A 17,695-nucleotide genomic window follows, 5' to 3' on the forward strand; every position below is an offset into this window, starting at 1 on the left:
GGCCCGCTAAGCGGGCCCATCTTATTTCTGCCCCCTCACTTTACCGAACCTGCTCTTTACGGATTGCATCCACCGCTTCCCGGATCAACTGGGGCCCGCGATAGATGAACCCCGTGTAGATCTGAACCAGCTTTGCGCCAGCGCGGATTTTTTCTGCCGCACTTTCACCGTCTGTAATTCCGCCCACGCCGATGATCGGCAGGCTCTCCCCCAGCTCGGCATAGAGCGCCTGAATCACCCGGAGCGACGGTTCGCGAACGGGGGCCCCACTGAGTCCGCCAGCTTCAGTAGCCAGCCGGTGATTGCTCACGGCATCCCGACTGATGGTCGTATTGGTGGCAATAACGCCATCCAGGCCTGAGTCCCTGAGCGCCTTCCCCACAAACTGAATGCCCTGATCGTCCATATCCGGCGCAATCTTTACGGCTATCGGCACATAACGCCCGTGTTCTTTTTCTTGCCGCGCCTGCTCGTCCTTGATCGCATCCAGCAGACTTTTCAAGGAATCCCCGAACTGGAGATCCCGCAATCCCGGCGTATTCGGAGAAGATACATTGACGGTGATGTAATCTGCCCGATCATAAACCGCCGCAATACCCTTCCGGTAATCGGACTCAGACTCTTCATTGGGGGTATCTTTGTTCTTGCCCACGTTGATACCGAGCACGCCGTCATAGCGGCGCTGATCGACGCGCGCTACGAGGTGAGCCAGGCCTTCATTATTGAAGCCCATGCGATTGATGATGGCCTGGTGCTCAGGCAACCGGAACATACGGGGTTTAGGGTTGCCCGGCTGCGCCAGGGGCGTCACCGTGCCTACCTCAATGAAACCGAAGCCAAGCGCGCCAAGCGCATCGAGATGATCAGCATTTTTATCAAGGCCTGCGGCGAGGCCCACCGGATTGGGGAAGTCCAGTCCCATGACTCGAACCGGCAGCGGCTCAACCCTGGCAGAAACGGCATTCAACACGCCAAGGCGGTATAACGCATCCAGGCCGCCGAGCGCTATGTTATGAGCCTGCTCTGGCGGAAGACGAAACAGCAGGCTTCGAATCAGTCCATACATCGAAAAACTCCTCGCAAATGGGTGGGCGGAGTATACCGAAACTTTTCCACAGCATCGCTGTGCAAAGACAATCTGACCCTAACTTGTTATGCCACGGGGCTCTCAGATGCTTTTCCACGAAATCTGTGGATAACTCTGTTGAAAAATGCGGGGCAACGTTCGCCACCCCTTGATAACTGCGCCAGCCTACAAATTGATCATTTTTTAACCAGTTATTTTATTGTTTATTTTCAACAACTTAAAATACATAAAACAAATTATTGCCGTTAGATGAACAAAATGTTAGCCAGACACATTTTGGTAATATTGTGCATAAATGGTGCAACAGGTCCGGTTTTTTTGGTACAGATGCCCTGAAAACGACAATACGGGTATACTGCAATTCCCGCCCCGGATCGGAGCACCTTTAATGACTGAAATTTCCAAGCCCGATTCAGTGCGCTCTGACGACTATTCGGCAGAAGCCAGAGCTGCGTCGAAAGTCACCATTATCGGGATGATTCTGGATGCGGTGCTCGGCGTCATTAAAGTGATTGCCGGCGCCATTTTCCACTCTCAGGCGCTGCTGGTCGACGGCATTCACTCCTTCAGCGATGTCGCTTCCGATCTGGTAGTGCTCGGGGTGATGCGTCTGTCCAGGCAGGCCCCTGACGAAGAGCACCCCTACGGCCACCAACGTATAGAAACTCTTGGGACACTGATACTCGGCAGCATTCTAATTGCTGTGGGCGCCGCATTGGCCTGGGAAAACACACTGCGCCTGATGCAGGGCGAGGCCGACATCATACCAGCGTGGCCAGTGCTGGCCGCCGCTGCACTCTCGGTAGTGGGCAAGGAATGGATTTATCACTACACAAGACGGGTAGGTTTGGAAATTCGCTCGGACCTTATTATCGCCAACGCCTGGCACAGTCGAACGGATGCCTTTTCGTCCGTGGTGGTGCTGATTTCCACATTGGGTGCGATGGCGGGCATGATCTGGCTGGATGTACTGGCCGCGATCGTCATCGCCGCCATCATCATTCATATTGGCTGGAAGTTCACCTGGGACAGCGTCAAGGAACTGGTGGACACGAGCATCTCAGCGGAAGACACCGAAATGCTCAAGACCATCGCGCGCAATACCGATGGCGTGCGTAACATTCACGAACTGCGCAGCCGGAAGATGGGCCAGGATATCCTGCTTGACGTCCACCTCGTGGTACGGCCGGACATCAGCGTATCGGAAGGTCATCAGATCGGTGTCCAGGTGGCGAGCGGCATGCGCGAGGCTCTGGACAACATCCGCGACATCAATTTCCACATAGACGCCGAAAATGACGAAGAAATGCCCCCCACCTCGGAGGAACTCCCCTCTCGATCGGGCATACAGCGTATCCTGGAGCGCCACCTGGGCCGTTATCCGGCCAACACCCGACTCCGCCTTCACTATCTCGAAAACAAGGTACACCTCGAGCTGTTCCTTGAAGCCGGTGCGGATACCGTCAGTGAAACGCAGCTGGAAAAAGCGTTGGCGGACTACCCCTGGTTCGGCAGCGTTCGGGTTTGGGTCAGCAATCCCTGACCCGCCCTATTTCTCCCGATTCTGTTCCATGCGCGCCAGAAACTCCTGCATAATCAGCGTGTACAGTTCTCCGCCCAGAAAACGGTCTTCAATGCCGGCGTCAATGCTTGGGTTGTCATTCACCTCAATCACCGCAACCCGGTTACCTGACTGCTTGATATCCACCCCGTACAAACCGTTGCCGATCAGCTTGGTGGCATTGAGCGCCGCCTGGATGACGTTGCGAGGCACTTCGTAAGTGGGCAGGGTTTCAAAGTCACCGCTTTCACTGCTGGACTCACCGTGCTGGTATATCTGCCAGTGTCCTTTCACCATCATATACTTGCAGGCATAAATCGCGCGTCCACCAAGCACTCCGATTCGCCAGTCATAGTCGGTGTACAGGTATTCCTGTGCCAGTACCAGGGCGGACTGCTTGAACAATGCTTTCAGCCCGGCCCGAAGAGACGCCTCGTCCTCTGCTTTGGTGACACCCCGTGAAAACGCACCGTCCGGGATTTTAATCACGACCGGAAAACCGATTTCCTGCACCACCTGCTCTACAGCCTTTTTCTGGTCCCTCGACAGAATGAGGGTTTTGGGCGTAGGCACCTTGTTGGTTCTCAACAGATCTGCCAGAAAGACCTTATTCGTGCACCGCAGAATTGACACCGGGTCATCGATCACGACCAGACCTTCCGCCTCCGCCTTGCGGGCAAATCGATAGGTATGGTGGTCAATAGCCGTGGTCTCGCGGATAAACAGGCCGTCGTACTCTGGCAGGCGCAGGAAATCCTTCCGGGTAATCTGCTCCACGTTGATGCCAAGCTTCTTACCAGCTTTCTCAAACCGGCGTAAGGCCTCCTGATCGCTCGGCGGCATTTCCTCGTCGGGGTTAACCAGCACCGCCAAATCGTAGCGATATCGCTGGCGCCCTCGCGGCTTGCGCCAAACCATGCTGCTAAACCGGTCCAGGGCCGTTGCGAACAAGTCTTGCTCATGATCACTCAGGTCGGCGGGCGACGCCGGTTTCATGGATTCAATCTGCCAGCCTTTCCCTTTCCGACGGCGAAAAACCACCTCGAGGATCGGGCACGGAAAACGCTCGAACAGCAGTCTGGCAACCTGCTTCAGCGCCGGCTGCTCCACCTGCCCGAAAAACGTCCGGACCCTCAACTCATGGGTGGCCTGCCGATCGTCAGACGCCGGCGCTATCTCAGAACCAGCGCTAGTCAGCCACTGAGTGACGCTGTCATCCAGCGAATCGAGCTGGAGGGAAAACAGCCCTTTGCGACTGAGATCGTTCAACGTCATCACCGATGGCACAACGTGGTGTCCCCTCGCCTCGGCAAGGAGCGAACAATAGTAGCCACGACTAAGGTATTTCGCGCTCTGGCAAAGGTTGATAACGCGGACACGCCGGGAGGCAGGAACCGACATTTCAAGGTACTGGTCGAAGGTAAGCACATCCTCGCTGGGGTAGTACGGCGCCCAGTCTTTGGATTGATCAACCACGATAAACAAGCGGGACATGCAGTTCGTTCCTCCGTGAAGGCGTTTTCTTGGTTATTTTGCTGCACGATATGCCAGTCCGCGCAACTCCACAACCTTCTGATAATCCGTTTTTTTACGCATACATCAAGCACTTGTCACAGCACCGTTTTAGCCGATAATGTGCCAGCCGGGCTACCTTTTTTGTGGCCCCATCACCATAACCCAGGCGCACGCCATGCCAGAAATAACCTTACGTCAGGCCGTCCTTGCCGATCTCGATTCTCTCGTTCGCCTTGAGCAGGACTGCTTCCGGGAGGATCGCTTGTCCCGGCGCAGCTTTCGACGCTTTCTGGAACAACCCCGGGATCGGCTGATCGTTGCAACAGTCGGCTCTGAACTGATCGGATACTGCCTGGTGCTCATGCATGCCGCCACGCGTCTGGCCAGAATTTACTCCATCGCCGTATCGCCCAGCGTACGAGGCCAGGGTGCAGGCGAAAAACTGATACGACAGGCTGAGCAAGACGCCGCTGACGCTGGCCGAATCCTCATGCGTCTGGAAGTTCGGGAAGATAACCACGCCGCGATCAAGCTGTACAAACGATTGGGGTATCGCCAATTTGGCACCTACCGCGACTATTACGAGGACCACGGCAACGCCCTGCGCTTCGAACGACGCATCCTGTTTTACCAGCCAAAGGCGACTGCGCCCGGAGTCCCCTATTACCCGCAAACCACCGACTTTTCCTGTGGACCGGCGGGACTGATGATGGCGATGGCCGCGCTGGATAAACAACAAGCCCTGACCACTCTCGAGGAGCTCAGGATCTGGCGCGAAGCAACCACTATTTTCATGCTTGCCGGACACGGTGGCTGTGGCCCCCATGGGCTGGCACTGGCAGCCTGGAATCGCGGATTCCATTGTCAGGCGTGGATCAGCAAGGAGGGCCCGCTGTTTAAGGACACGGTCCGAAATGAGGAGAAAAAGCGGGTTCTGGAACTGGTTCACGAAGGCTTCCTGCACGACATCGGCCGAACCGATATCGAACTTCACCACGATCCGCTGACTCTGGCTGGCATGGAGGCTGCCCTGCAAGCGGGCAGCGTTCCTTTGATACTGATCAGCACCTGGCAACTGAATCGCAGCCGGATTCCCCACTGGGTCACCGTATGCGCAATCGATGATCAGTTTGTTTACCTGCACGACCCGGAGATCGACGTCGAAGCCGGAGAGACGGTGGCGGACAAACAGTATCTGCCGATCGACCGCCGGGTGTTTGAGAAAATGTCACGCTACGGAAGCCAACAACCTCTTCAGGCCGCGGTGATTGTCGGCCCCAAACGTACCACCTGACTCAGGCGGTACGGATTGCCGCCTCCTTGAGTTCCGCGATTTCATCACGCAGCCGTGCCGCCGTTTCAAAGTCCAGATCCGAGGCGGCTTTGTACATCTCGTCTTCCAATCTGGATACTTCCTTGAGCACCTCTTCCGGTGATCGGTTACCAGCTTTCGCCCGGTATTGCTCGGCCTCTTCCGCCGCCTTCTGCCCCGGCCGCTCCGCCTTGCGCCGGCCCCGGCCGCCACCGCCGGCCCCTTCCATGATATCGGCGATCTTTTTGTTCAGCCCCTGGGGGGTAATGCCATGCTCTTCATTGAATGCCATCTGCTTGACCCGCCGGCGCTCGGTTTCATCAATCGCCCTCTGCATGGAGCCCGTGATTTTGTCGCCGTACAAGATGGCTTTGCCGTTCACGTTGCGAGCCGCGCGCCCGATGGTCTGAATCAGTGAGCGCTCTGAGCGCAGGAACCCTTCCTTGTCCGCATCGAGAATGGCGACCAGTGACACTTCCGGCATATCCAGACCTTCTCGCAACAGATTAATCCCGACCAGCACATCGAATTCACCCCGGCGGAGATCCCGGATAATCTCAACCCGCTCCACCGTGTCGATGTCCGAATGCAGATAACGAACGCGGATGTCGTGCTCCATCAAAAAGTCGGTCAGGTCCTCGGCCATGCGCTTGGTCAGCGTGGTGACCAGTACGCGCTCTTTGACCTCAAGGCGTGCGTGGATTTCCGACAACAGGTCATCCACCTGGGTGGACGCCGGCCGAACTTCAATTTCAGGATCGAGCAAGCCGGTGGGCCTGGCCACCTGCTCCACTACCTGGCCCGCGTGCTCCGCTTCATAGACCGACGGCGTTGCCGATACAAAAATCATCTGCGGCGCGATGCGCTCCCACTCTTCAAAGCGCATCGGTCGGTTGTCCAGCGCCGATGGCAAACGGAAGCCATACTCCACCAGCGTTTCCTTGCGCGATCGATCCCCCTTGTACATGGCGCCGATCTGGGGAATGGTGACGTGGGACTCGTCCACCACCAGCAACGCATTTGGCGGAAGGTAATCAAAGAGCGTCGGTGGTGCCTCTCCCGGACGCCGGCCGGACAGGTAACGGGAGTAGTTCTCGATACCGTTGCAATAGCCCAGCTCCATCATCATTTCCATGTCGTAGCGGGTACGTTCCTCCAGGCGCTGGGCCTCGACCAGTCGATTGTTGTCCCGCAGCTGTTTGAGCCGCTGCTCCAGCTCCGCACGAATGTCCTCTACCGCATCGAGGATGGTCTGCCGGGGTGTCACATAGTGGGACTTGGGGTAAATGGTTACCCTTGGAACACGCCGTAAAACTTCACCGGTGAGCGGGTCGAAATAGCTGAGGTTTTCCACCTCGTCATCGAACAGCTCGATCCGGATCGCTTCTTTTTCGGATTCCGCCGGGAAAACATCAATGACATCGCCACGCACCCGATAATTGGCACGGTGAAACTCGATATCGTTGCGGGTGTACTGCAGCTCAGCCAGGCGGCGCAGTATGTAACGCTGATCGATCTGATCACCCCGGTCGAGGTGCAGCATCATCTTCAGATACGACTGAGGATCACCGAGGCCGTAGATGGAAGACACCGTTGCCACGATGATGGCGTCCGGACGCTCCAGCAGCGCTTTGGTGGCCGACAGACGCATCTGCTCAATGTGTTCGTTGATGGAGGCGTCTTTTTCAATGAAAGTGTCAGACGAAGGCACATAGGCTTCTGGCTGGTAGTAGTCGTAGTAAGACACAAAATACTCGACCGCGTTGTTCGGAAAAAACTCTTTGAACTCGCCATAAAGCTGCGCGGCAAGCGTTTTGTTATGGGCCATAATGATGGTCGGGCGCTGAATACGCTCCACCACATTGGCAATCGTGAACGTCTTACCAGAACCGGTCACCCCGAGCAGCGTCTGATGCGCAAGGCCCGATTCGATACCGTCCACCAGCCCCTCGATGGCCTTGGGCTGGTCGCCGGCAGGCTGATAGGAGGAGTGAACCTTGAATACGCCTTCGCGAGCACCACTGGAGTCTTTTTTCGCCATGGTAATAGAACAACCTTCGAGGGAGTGTTGGGGCCGAGGGTTACCCAGCACGCCTGTAGACATTTAGCGATAACATAGCTTCATGATACCATCGTAACGTTTATCGGGTGGCCTCGGAACACCGGCATGCCAGTGTGGCAAGGCTAGGGGCCGCCGTCCGCAGCCCATCAAATGCAGCTTTAAGGAGCGCAAGTTTGGACCTTCAACTTTCCAGCCGAGTACAGGCTATCAAGCCCTCTCCCACACTCGCCGTTACCAACAAAGCAGCCGAGCTTCGCGCTGCTGGCCAGGACATTATCGGCCTGGGCGCCGGCGAGCCTGACTTCGACACCCCGGATCACATCAAACAGGCAGCGATCGAGGCCATCCAGAACGGCCAGACCAAGTACACCGCGGTAGATGGTACGCCCGCCCTGAAAAAAGCGATTATTGCGAAGTACAAGCGGGACAACGGCCTGGAATACGAAGCCAACCAGATACTGGTATCCAGTGGTGGCAAGCAGAGCTTTTTCAACCTTGCGCTGGCCACCCTCAACCCCGGCGACGAAGCCATCATTCCGGCGCCCTACTGGGTTTCTTATCCGGACATGGTGTTGGTGGCCGAAGGCAAACCAGTGGTCATCGAAACCACAGCGCAAACGCGCTTCAAGATCACCCCTGAGCAGCTGGAAGACGCGATCACTGACCGCACCCGCCTGTTCGTGATTAACAGCCCCTCCAACCCCAGCGGCATGGCGTACACCTTGGAGGAGCTCAAGGCACTGGGCGAAGTCCTCAAAAAGCATCCGCAGGTGATGATCGCTACCGACGACATGTACGAGCCCATCCTCTGGACCGGCAAACCGTTTTGCAACATCCTCAACGCCACACCAGAACTGTATGATCGGACGTTCGTGCTCAACGGCGTCTCCAAGGCCTACTCCATGACCGGCTGGCGGATTGGCTACGCTGCTGGTCCGGCCAAAATCATTGGCGCCATGAAGAAGATTCAGTCTCAGAGCACGTCGAATCCGTCATCGGTTTCACAGGCTGCGGCCGCAGCTGCTCTGGATGGCTCCCAGGACTGCGTCAGCGAGATGGTTAGCGCCTTTAAAGAGCGCCACGACTGGTTGGTAAATGCGCTGAACGAACTGCCGGGAGTGGAATGCCTGAACGGCGATGGGACCTTCTATGTGTTCCCGAGTTTTCAGGGTGCCATCGACGCTGACAGCAGCGTGAGCTCAGATGTGGAGTTCGCCGAGAAGTTGCTGACCGATGCCGGTGTTGCCATCGTGCCTGGGTCAGCGTTTGGGGTTCCGGGACACATGCGCCTGAGCTTTGCCACCAGCATGGAGAACCTTCAGAAGGCCGTCGAGCGCCTGAAAAAAGCGCTGGGCTAAAAATTTAAAAAGAGGGGTTGACGAGGCGCAAGCACCCACTTAATATACGTGCCTCGTCACACGACGACGTTCCCCGATAGCTCAGTTGGTAGAGCAACGGACTGTTAATCCGTTTGTCGCTGGTTCGAGCCCAGCTCGGGGAGCCACTATTCTTAAAGGCCGCTGATTCACTGAACCAGCGGCCTTTTTCTTTTGCCAAAAAAAAGCGACTCAGAGAGTCGCCAGTTCGTTATAGATGGCCTCCATCGCCGCCAGCGGGTCCTCAGCCTGCGTAATGGGTCGTCCAATCACCAGATAATCACTGCCCGCTCGGATCGCTTCTGAAGGCGTCATGACCCGCTGCTGATCGCCACGGTCGGCACTGGCCGGCCGAATGCCCGGAGTCACCAACTTAAAAGCTTCACCCTGGTCCGCCTTGAGCTTGGGCGCCTCCTGAGCCGAACAAACAACTCCATCCAGGCCACAGTTTCGGGTCAGCGTTGCAAGCCTTGCCACATGCTCTTCAGGTGAGCCTGAAAGACCGATGCCGGCGAGATCAGCACCACTCATGCTGGTGAGCACTGTCACCGCTATCAGTAAGGGGCGATCGGCACCGAAAGCCTCCAGCCGCTCACGACAAGCCGTCATCATGCGCTCACCACCTGAGGCATGCACATTCACCATCCAAACGCCCAGATCAGCCGCGGCCGCCACCGCCGCCGAGGTGGTATTGGGAATGTCATGAAATTTCAGATCCAGAAAGACATCAAAGCCCCGACCCTGAAGGTTCCGGACCAGCTGCGGCCCACACCGGGTAAACAACTCCTTGCCAACTTTCAGACGACACTTGTCAGGATCCAAGGCATCAGCCAGCGCCAGCGCCGGATTTTCTGACGGAAAATCCAATGCTACAACAATGTTCTTATCGAATGATTCGCTCACAATAACTACCATGAAAAGTTGAAAATTATTCGGCTTCAACGCCTTGAATCGGGCGAACGGACTCCCACTCCTTGCAACTGGGACACAGCCAGTGAAGCTGCTGCCCGGAAAAGCCGCAACTGACGCACCGATAGACCGGCCTATTTGCCAGGATCAGGTGACCGATTCTACTTACCAATCGCCCCTCGTCTGTCGTCATACCTTTCTCATATCCCGCCAACTCCACGAGACGCAGCAAGCCTCGAACGCTTGGCCGAACCTCCAGCTCTTGCCGCAGCAACTCGATCGCCGCCGGGCGCCCGGATGAGCGCTCAACAGATTCCGCCAGAGCCAGTAGCAGGCTGGTACTGGGATGGCTTTCGTAAAGCTTGCGCAGCTTCTTACCAAGCCGTCCTACATCCCCATGCTCATGCTCAAGGCGCATCAGACGATCGACTGCCTCTGGCCCAAATTCCGGATTCTGCTCAAACACCTTAAGGCTTTGATTGCTGGCGGCGCGAAAGTTGCCCTGACGAATCTGCAACTTCATCAGAATCAGGGTGGCCCTCACGCAGGAGGGGTCGTAGTCCAGCGCTTCTTTACAGAGCTTCTGTGCAGACCACCGATCATCCTCGCGCATAGCCTGGTCAGCAAGCTCGCAAGTGACGTAGGCCAGAGATTTGGAAACCGATGGCTCCGCACCACTTCTGGCGAGTGTGCGCGCCACATCGGCCGCCTTATCCCACTCCTTCTCCTGCTGATACAGCTCGATCAGTTGCAGGGCAGATTTCTGTCCGTACTCCCGATCCCCCATCAACTCATGCAATAGCGCCTCAGCACGATCGAGAAGACCGGCATTCAGATAGTCCTTTGCCAACTCCAGCGTTACTTGAGGGGAGAACCGGGACGGCAAATCCGGTCGCGCCAGCAGGTTTTGGTGAATCAGGATGGCGCGCTCAGTTTCGCCCTTAAGGCGAAAATGGCTACCAATGGAGAGATGCAAGCTGACCGTATCTTTGTTTACTGCCAGCGACTGCACGAAGTTATCGACGGCCTGATCGGAATAATTGGTGAAAAGAAACTGCAGCCTTTCCCGCACTGAACTTTCATCAGCAATGTTTTTTCGTTTCTTCGAAGAGGTGTTGCCAACTTTGGCCACCGCCCACCCTGCGGCAACGGCCGCAGTCAGTAGCAGCCACTGAAGCACAATGTCCATTAAAGCGTCCGGTCGTTCTGAGCCTTGGTTTTCTCCAGCGCTTGCTCGGTACGATCAAGCCGCTTTTTCAAAGTACGGCGCGAGACAGAGGTGCCAATGGTTGCCAGCGAGGTCAGCAACACGCCAACCAACGCTCCAACCACAAAGGACATGATAATCCAGACAGCCACGCCATGGGGCTGGGTCTCGAACAACAGAAAATTAAGCGATACCGCCATTTGGTTATTCAGCGAAAAAACGAGCGCCAACAGCACAAGGGCCAAAACCAACAGTATGATCAGAATTTTCCGCAATCCCGCCATGAACAAGGCACTCCCAAAGAGGGCTCCAGAAAGCCCGAATTTCCCTAATCCGCCAACTCAGAAGCCTTTCTTAAGACTGTCGTTGACCTGTTCACGAAGTTCTTTACCAGGTTTGAAATGGGGCACAAACTTGGCCGGCAACTGAACCGCCTCCCCTGTCTTCGGATTCCGGCCGGTACGCGCAGCCCGATGATGCAGGGAGAAACTACCAAAACCCCGAATTTCAATTCGCTGCCCGTCGGCAAGCGACTGAGACATGTGCTCAATAATCGTTTTTACGGCCAACTCCACATCTTTAACAGACAGCTGTGTTTGCTTGGATGCAATCAGCTCGACCAGTTCCGACTTCGTCATGAGGCGCTTCCCTCTATCTTTATTATTCGACCGTCATTTTACCGGGCTATTCTGACCACTAGTTTAGCCAAACCTAAAAAAAACACAAAAAAAACGGGCTCTTAGAGCCCGTTTTTTTAGCTTACCAAAAAAGGAGCTTAGTCCTTGTTGGCATTCTGCTGCTGCATCTGCTCCTTGATGAGATCACCAATGGTGGTCGCACCAGAAGTTTCAGCGGTCTTGCTCCGCACATTCTCCAGAGCCTGCTTGTCGTCTTCAACGTCCTTGGACTTGACGGACAGGTTGATGATGCGGTTTTTGCGATCGATGCTGATGATCTTCGCTTCTACTTCTTCACCTTCTTTCAGCGCATTACGTGCATCTTCAACACGGTCACGGCTGATTTCAGAAGCCTTCAGTACAGCTTCAACTTCGTCGTTCAGAGCAATAGTTGCCGCCTTGGCGTCAACTGCGGAAACCGTGCCCTTAACGATCGAGCCTTTGTCGTTCAGCTGAACGAACTCAGCAAACGGATCGCTCTCGAGCTGCTTGATACCCAGAGAGATACGCTCACGCTCGGGATCTACAGACAGGATAACGGTCTCAACTTCGTCACCCTTCTTGTAGTGACGAACCGCTTCTTCACCGGTTTCATTCCAGCTGATGTCGGACAGGTGAACAAGACCGTCGATGCCGCCATCCAGACCGATAAAGATACCGAAGTCAGTGATGGACTTGATCTTGCCAGAGATCCGGTCGCCCTTGTTGAAGTTGCTGGAGAAATCTTCCCACGGGTTGGACACGCACTGCTTGATGCCCAGGGAGATACGACGACGCTCCTCGTCGATATCCAGAATCATCACGTCCACTTCGTCGCCCACCTGAACAACCTTGGACGGATGGATATTCTTGTTGGTCCAGTCCATTTCAGACACGTGAACCAGACCCTCAACACCCTCTTCCAACTCTGCGAAACAGCCATAATCAGTCAGGTTGGTGACGCGAGCAGTGACCTTCGCACCTTCAGGGTAACGACCCTTGATATCTACCCAAGGATCTTCGCCCAGCTGCTTGAGGCCCAGGGAGACGCGATTGCGCTCACGGTCAAACTTGAGAACCTTGACGTTGATTTCATCACCAACATTGACGATTTCGCTCGGGTGCTTGATGCGCTTCCAAGCCATGTCAGTGATGTGCAGGAGACCGTCAACACCGCCCAGGTCTACGAATGCACCGTAGTCGGTCAGGTTTTTGACGATACCCTTGATTTCCAGACCCTCAGTCAGGGTTTCGAGCAGAGCTTCACGCTCGGCGCTGTTTTCAGCTTCCAGAACCGCGCGGCGGGAAACAACCACGTTGTTACGCTTCTGGTCCAGCTTGATAACCTTGAACTCGAGCTCTTTGTTTTCCAGGTGCGCAGTGTCACGAACCGGACGGACATCTACCAGAGAGCCGGGCAGGAAGGCACGGATACCAGCCAGGTCGACAGTGAAACCGCCCTTGACCTTGCCATTGATAACACCCTTAACCACTTCTTCTGCCTCGAAGGACTTCTCGAGCACTTTCCAAGCTTCGGCGCGCTTGGCTTTCTCGCGGGACAGCCTGGTTTCACCGAAACCGTCTTCAACCGCATCCAGAGCCACGTCAACAACGTCGCCGATAGCAACTTCCAACTCGCCTTTTTCGTTACGGAACTGGGAGGCGGGGATAACGCCTTCGGACTTCAGTCCGGCGTTAACGGTGACCCAGTCGTTATCAACATCAACCACGGTTCCCTGGACGATGGAACCCGGTTGCATATCAATTTCTTTCAGGCTTTCTTCAAAAAGATCCGCAAAGCTCTCGCTCATTATATGTCCTATGCAATCAACGCAAGTGTATCCGTGCTACCAGCGACACGGTCTGTTAATACTATCCGGATGCGGCCAGTGGCTGGCCGTTAACGCCACACCCGGCATTTCAACGACAAAAAGGTGTAGTTAGGCCTGGCCTGCAGCGGCCATACACCTCCCTAACACCTCCTCAATACTCAAACCGGTAGAATCAATGACTTGCGCATCATCTGCTGGTTTGAGAGGGGCCGCGGAACGGTTCATATCCCGATCGTCGCGCGCCTTTATCTCCTTTAAAAGGGCGTCAATGGTAACACTGACACCAGCGTCCTTCAACTGAAGATAGCGCCGCTGCGCCCGCTCCTCGGCACTCGCAGTCAGGAAGATTTTTACCGGTGCATCGGGAAACACCACCGTGCCCATATCCCGACCATCCGCCACCAGTCCTGGAGCCTGGCGAAAGTCCCGCTGTCGCTGCAACAGCGCGTCTCTGACCGGCTGCATAACCGCCACTTTAGAAGCGTTGTTGCCACACACTTCGGTTCGAATGTCCGAAGTGACATCCACACCCGCCATGACCACTCTGGCCGGCTCTCCCGGAGGCGTTGGCTCAAAGGCCACATCCAGCGACGCAGCAACACGAATCAGGCCGACCTCGTCATCCAGCGCAACCCCCTGGCGTTCAGCGGCCAACGCGGTCAAACGGTAAAGCGCCCCACTGTCGAGAAGGTGGTAACCCAGACGTTTGGCAAGCATTTGTGTGACGGTGCCCTTTCCGGATCCTCCCGGGCCGTCCACCGTAATCACGGGCACTGAAGCGTCGTTCATCTTCAGGCTCCTTCCGCGGAAATATGAATACCGCAGCTCTGCGCCAGCTCGACAAACCCCGGAAACGAGGTCGCGACATTCGCACAATCGGTGACCTCGATGTCGCCAGAAGCGCGCAGCGATGCAACCGCGAACGACATGGCAATGCGGTGGTCACCGTGGCTGTCGACCGTGCCACCGCCAATGGTCTGGCCGCCTTCGATAATAATGCCATCAGCAGTGACGACAGCGTTCACGCCCAGCGCCGCCAATCCATCTGCCATGACCTGAATACGATCGCTTTCTTTGACACGGAGCTCCTCGGCACCACGCAGTACTGTTCGACCACGAGCGCAAACTGCAGCAATAAACAGAACGGGGAACTCGTCAATCGCCAGCGGAACCTGATCCTCAGGGATATCGATACCGTTCAGTTCCGCCGACCGAACCCGAAGATCGGCAACCGGTTCGCCACCGATTTCCCGCTCGTTGAACACTTCGATGTCGGCGCCCATCAACTTCAGGATATTGATCACACCGGTGCGCGTCGGATTAATGCCCACGTGCTTCAGGATCAGCTCCGAATTGGGAGCGATGCTCGCCGCGACAAGGAAGAAAGCGGCGGACGATATATCGGCCGGCACATCGATGTTGCAGGCAGAGAGCGTGCCACCGCCACTGACGCTCGCCGTCGGGCCATCGCGATAGACGTGGTAGCCAAAACCGGACAGCATCCGCTCGGTATGATCCCGCGTCGGCGCCGGCTCGGTCACCGATGTGCTGCCCTCAGCATAGAGACCCGCCAACAACAGGCAGGATTTAACCTGAGCACTCGCCATCGGCATCTCGTAATGGATACCGTTCAGCTTCTGACCCCCGGAGATTCTCAGAGGCGGCCGCCCCCCATCTTCGGCATCGATCACCGCCCCCATGGCCCGCAGCGGATCAGCAACCCGGCCCATCGGACGTTTGGAGAGACTGGCATCTCCGGTCAACTCGGAATCAAAGGGCTGGGCCGCCATCAGTCCGGCAAAAAGACGCATCGCAGTTCCGGAATTGCCGAGGTACAGCGGGCCTCGTGGCGCCTGCAGCCCGCGCATCCCTACGCCATGAATGCGGACAAAACCGTTGTCTGGCCCCTCAATGGTAACGCCCATGTCACGGAAGGCCTGTAGCGTCGCCAGACTGTCCTCACCTTCCAGAAATCCCGTGACTTCCGTTATGCCCTCGGCCAATGCACCCAGCATGATCGACCGGTGCGACATGGATTTGTCCCCGGGCACCCGAAATTCGCCGGACACTGCCCCGCCGGGCTGAAGTCGGAACGTTACCTGTTTCTCGCTATGGTTTGTCACGAAAGCCTGTCCTGAAAGTATCTTCGAAAAATGTTCCCGCGCTGCCTTTGCGCGACTGAAAACCCGCAGCAACGTCGCGCCATCCTGCGCCGCTATCGCGGTTCTGAGCTGATCAAGATCGTGCGTGAAATGGTCAATCACTCTTAACACGGCATCCCGATTTGAAAGGAAGATATCGTGCCACATGACCGGATCACTTGCCGCAATGCGGGTAAAATCCCGGAAACCTCCCGCCGCGTAGCGAAAGATATCCATGTTTTCATCCTCACCGGCCAGAGTATCCACCAGCGAAAACGCGATCAGATGAGGGAGATGACTGGTGGCTGCCAGCACTTCGTCATGGTAGCTGACCGACATGGTCAATACCGTTGCACCGCAGCCCTGCCACAGCGCCGTCAAACGGCTGAGCGCGTCCTCGTCCGCATCGTCGCCCGGGGTGAGTATGACCTTGTGGCTGACAAACAACTCTGGATTGGCCGCGCGTATTCCGCTCTTTTCGGAGCCGGCAATCGGATGGCCAGGGATAACACGAGGGGACCTTGAGCCAAAAACAGCCTCGACGTCAGCCACAAAGCTGGACTTGGTGCTCCCGACATCAGTCAGAACAGCAGCATCATCCAGCCAGGGCTTAATCTCTTCCAGAACGGTTTTTGTCGCCCGAACGGGCACGGCCAGAACCACGAGATCGCTTCCCTGGACGGCATCCTGAATGGAGTTCGCCGCCTGGTCGATCACACCAAGAGACTCGCCAAGGGCAAGCTCATCGGACCGCTTGTCGTAACCGACCACTTGCCCGGCGAGCCGATGACGCCGGATCGCGCTGGCGAGCGACCCTCCGATCAGCCCCAGCCCGAGAATGGCAACGCGGTTGAAAATTGGCTTCTGAGCGGACACTTCAGCCCCCATATCCGACCTGACTCAAAGCCTGCTCGAGCGCCGCAACAAAGCGCTCGTTCTGCTCTGGCAATCCGACCGACACACGCAGATGCCGGGGCATGCCGTATCCCGCTACTGGCCGCACAATCACGCCTTGAGCCAACAACGACTGAAACACGTCTTCAGAGTTGCCACCCACGTCGACGGCAATGAAATTGGCCACAGAAGGAATGTAATCGAGACCAAGACGATCGAACGCCCGCTCCAGCTGTCGCAGCCCTGCCTCATTCACCTCACGGGAACGCTGTAGGTACACCTCATCGGCCAGAACAGCTGTCGCGGCAGACAACGCAACGGTATCCACGTTGAAGGGCTGCCGAACGCGGTTGAGAACATCGGCAATTTCCGGCGAACTCACGCTGTAACCCACCCGCAGGGCCGCCAGGCCCCACGCCTTGGAAAAGGTTCGGCAGACAATCAGGTTGGGGTAACGCTTCAGTAATTCGATGCCATCAGGGTAAGCAGCGCCCTCAAGGTATTCGCAATAGGCTTCGTCCAACACCACGATGACGTTGGCCGGCACACGATCAAGAAAGGTCTCGATGGCCTCTGCATGATGGACAGTGCCGGTGGGATTGTTGGGATTCGCAACGAAAATCAATCGGGTTCGATCGGTAATGGCGTCAGCCATAGCTGTCAGATCATGCCCCCAATTGACCGCCGGCACTGAAACGCCCCTGGCTCCAATCGCCTGGGTGACCAGCGGATAAACCGCAAAGGCATACTGGGAAAATATCACCTCGGCATCTGCGTCGGCGAAACAGCGGGTGATCACTTCCAATACATCATTGGAACCGTTGCCCAGAGTAATCTGGCTGGCATCAACCCCCAAACGAGTCGACAACGCCTGCTTCAGGTCAAAACCATTGCCGTCCGGGTAGAGACACAATTCCGACAGGGAATCCCGTGCCGCCGACAGGGCCTTCTCGCTCGGCCCCAGCGGATTTTCATTGCTCGCCAGCTTCACGATGTCGGCCGGATCCAACCCGAGTTCCCTGGCCAGTTCGTCAATCGGTTTGCCCGGCTGGTAAGGCGAAAGTGCCTGAACACCCCTCACCGCCAAACTCTGGTAATCGATTGTCATCGCTACTTCGCCTCCTTCTGACCCAGACAACACCG

General features: G+C 56.4%; 14 protein-coding genes and 1 tRNA gene. 4 read left to right on the forward strand and 11 right to left on the reverse strand.

Features of this window, described 5'->3' with window-relative positions:
- Positions 1–40: 40 nt before the first annotated feature.
- Positions 41–1,066 (reverse strand): quinone-dependent dihydroorotate dehydrogenase, encoded by a 1,026-nt coding sequence (locus LPB19_RS13280; protein ID WP_206643375.1) that lies wholly within the window; start codon positions 1,064–1,066, stop codon positions 41–43.
- A gap of 409 nt (positions 1,067–1,475) precedes the next feature.
- On the opposite strand from LPB19_RS13280, the gene LPB19_RS13285 reads away from it, so the two are divergent.
- Positions 1,476–2,630, forward strand: a complete 1,155-nt coding sequence (locus LPB19_RS13285; RefSeq protein WP_206643376.1) for a cation diffusion facilitator family transporter — start codon at positions 1,476–1,478, stop codon at positions 2,628–2,630.
- Positions 2,631–2,636: 6 nt separating this feature from the next.
- On the opposite strand, the gene LPB19_RS13290 is transcribed toward LPB19_RS13285, so the two are convergent.
- Positions 2,637–4,142 (reverse strand): RimK family protein, encoded by a 1,506-nt coding sequence (locus LPB19_RS13290; RefSeq protein WP_206643377.1) that lies wholly within the window; start codon positions 4,140–4,142, stop codon positions 2,637–2,639.
- A 196-nt stretch (positions 4,143–4,338) separates the two neighbouring features.
- Here LPB19_RS13290 and rimI point away from each other — a divergent pair, with 196 nt between their 5' ends.
- Complete coding sequence (rimI, locus tag LPB19_RS13295; RefSeq protein WP_206643378.1) at positions 4,339–5,457, forward strand: ribosomal protein S18-alanine N-acetyltransferase; 1,119 nt, start codon at positions 4,339–4,341, stop codon at positions 5,455–5,457.
- A gap of 1 nt (position 5,458) precedes the next feature.
- On the opposite strand, the gene uvrB is transcribed toward rimI, so the two are convergent.
- The gene (gene uvrB, locus LPB19_RS13300; RefSeq protein ID WP_206643379.1) at positions 5,459–7,516 is read right to left on the reverse strand and encodes an excinuclease ABC subunit UvrB; all 2,058 of its coding nucleotides are present in this window, start codon (positions 7,514–7,516) and stop codon (positions 5,459–5,461) included.
- A 194-nt stretch (positions 7,517–7,710) separates the two neighbouring features.
- Here uvrB and LPB19_RS13305 point away from each other — a divergent pair, with 194 nt between their 5' ends.
- Complete coding sequence (locus tag LPB19_RS13305; protein ID WP_206643380.1) at positions 7,711–8,895, forward strand: pyridoxal phosphate-dependent aminotransferase; 1,185 nt, start codon at positions 7,711–7,713, stop codon at positions 8,893–8,895.
- Between the two features lie 70 nt (positions 8,896–8,965).
- Positions 8,966–9,041: transfer RNA gene (locus LPB19_RS13310), tRNA-Asn, on the forward strand.
- 64 nt (positions 9,042–9,105) lie between these two features.
- On the opposite strand, the gene pyrF is transcribed toward LPB19_RS13310, so the two are convergent.
- From pyrF to hisC, 8 genes are all read right to left on the reverse strand, one after another.
- On the reverse strand, positions 9,106–9,816 hold the full coding sequence (pyrF, locus tag LPB19_RS13315; protein ID WP_228289117.1) for an orotidine-5'-phosphate decarboxylase: 711 nt from the start codon (positions 9,814–9,816) through the stop codon (positions 9,106–9,108).
- Positions 9,817–9,841: 25 nt separating this feature from the next.
- Complete coding sequence (gene lapB / locus LPB19_RS13320) at positions 9,842–11,011, reverse strand: lipopolysaccharide assembly protein LapB (protein WP_206643382.1); 1,170 nt, start codon at positions 11,009–11,011, stop codon at positions 9,842–9,844.
- On the reverse strand, positions 11,011–11,313 hold the full coding sequence (locus LPB19_RS13325; protein WP_206643383.1) for a LapA family protein: 303 nt from the start codon (positions 11,311–11,313) through the stop codon (positions 11,011–11,013). Before LPB19_RS13325 ends, lapB begins: the two co-directional genes overlap by 1 nt.
- Positions 11,314–11,370: 57 nt before the next feature.
- Positions 11,371–11,667 (reverse strand): integration host factor subunit beta, encoded by a 297-nt coding sequence (locus LPB19_RS13330; protein ID WP_007154691.1) that lies wholly within the window; start codon positions 11,665–11,667, stop codon positions 11,371–11,373.
- A 137-nt stretch (positions 11,668–11,804) separates the two neighbouring features.
- Positions 11,805–13,496 carry a 30S ribosomal protein S1 gene (gene rpsA / locus LPB19_RS13335; protein ID WP_206643384.1) on the reverse strand — a complete coding sequence of 564 codons (1,692 nt, stop codon included), beginning with the start codon at positions 13,494–13,496 and terminating at the stop codon, positions 11,805–11,807.
- 129 nt (positions 13,497–13,625) lie between these two features.
- On the reverse strand, positions 13,626–14,306 hold the full coding sequence (gene cmk / locus LPB19_RS13340) for a (d)CMP kinase (protein ID WP_206643385.1): 681 nt from the start codon (positions 14,304–14,306) through the stop codon (positions 13,626–13,628).
- 2 nt (positions 14,307–14,308) lie between these two features.
- Complete coding sequence (locus tag LPB19_RS13345; RefSeq protein ID WP_407943929.1) at positions 14,309–16,546, reverse strand: bifunctional prephenate dehydrogenase/3-phosphoshikimate 1-carboxyvinyltransferase; 2,238 nt, start codon at positions 16,544–16,546, stop codon at positions 14,309–14,311.
- Positions 16,536–17,660, reverse strand: coding sequence for a histidinol-phosphate transaminase (hisC, locus tag LPB19_RS13350; RefSeq protein WP_206643387.1), 1,125 nt, complete (start codon positions 17,658–17,660; stop codon positions 16,536–16,538). Before hisC ends, LPB19_RS13345 begins: the two co-directional genes overlap by 11 nt.
- Between the last annotated feature and the right edge of the window lie 35 nt (positions 17,661–17,695).

This window comes from Marinobacter salinisoli, from assembly GCF_017301335.1.
Lineage (GTDB): Bacteria > Pseudomonadota > Gammaproteobacteria > Pseudomonadales > Oleiphilaceae > Marinobacter > Marinobacter salinisoli.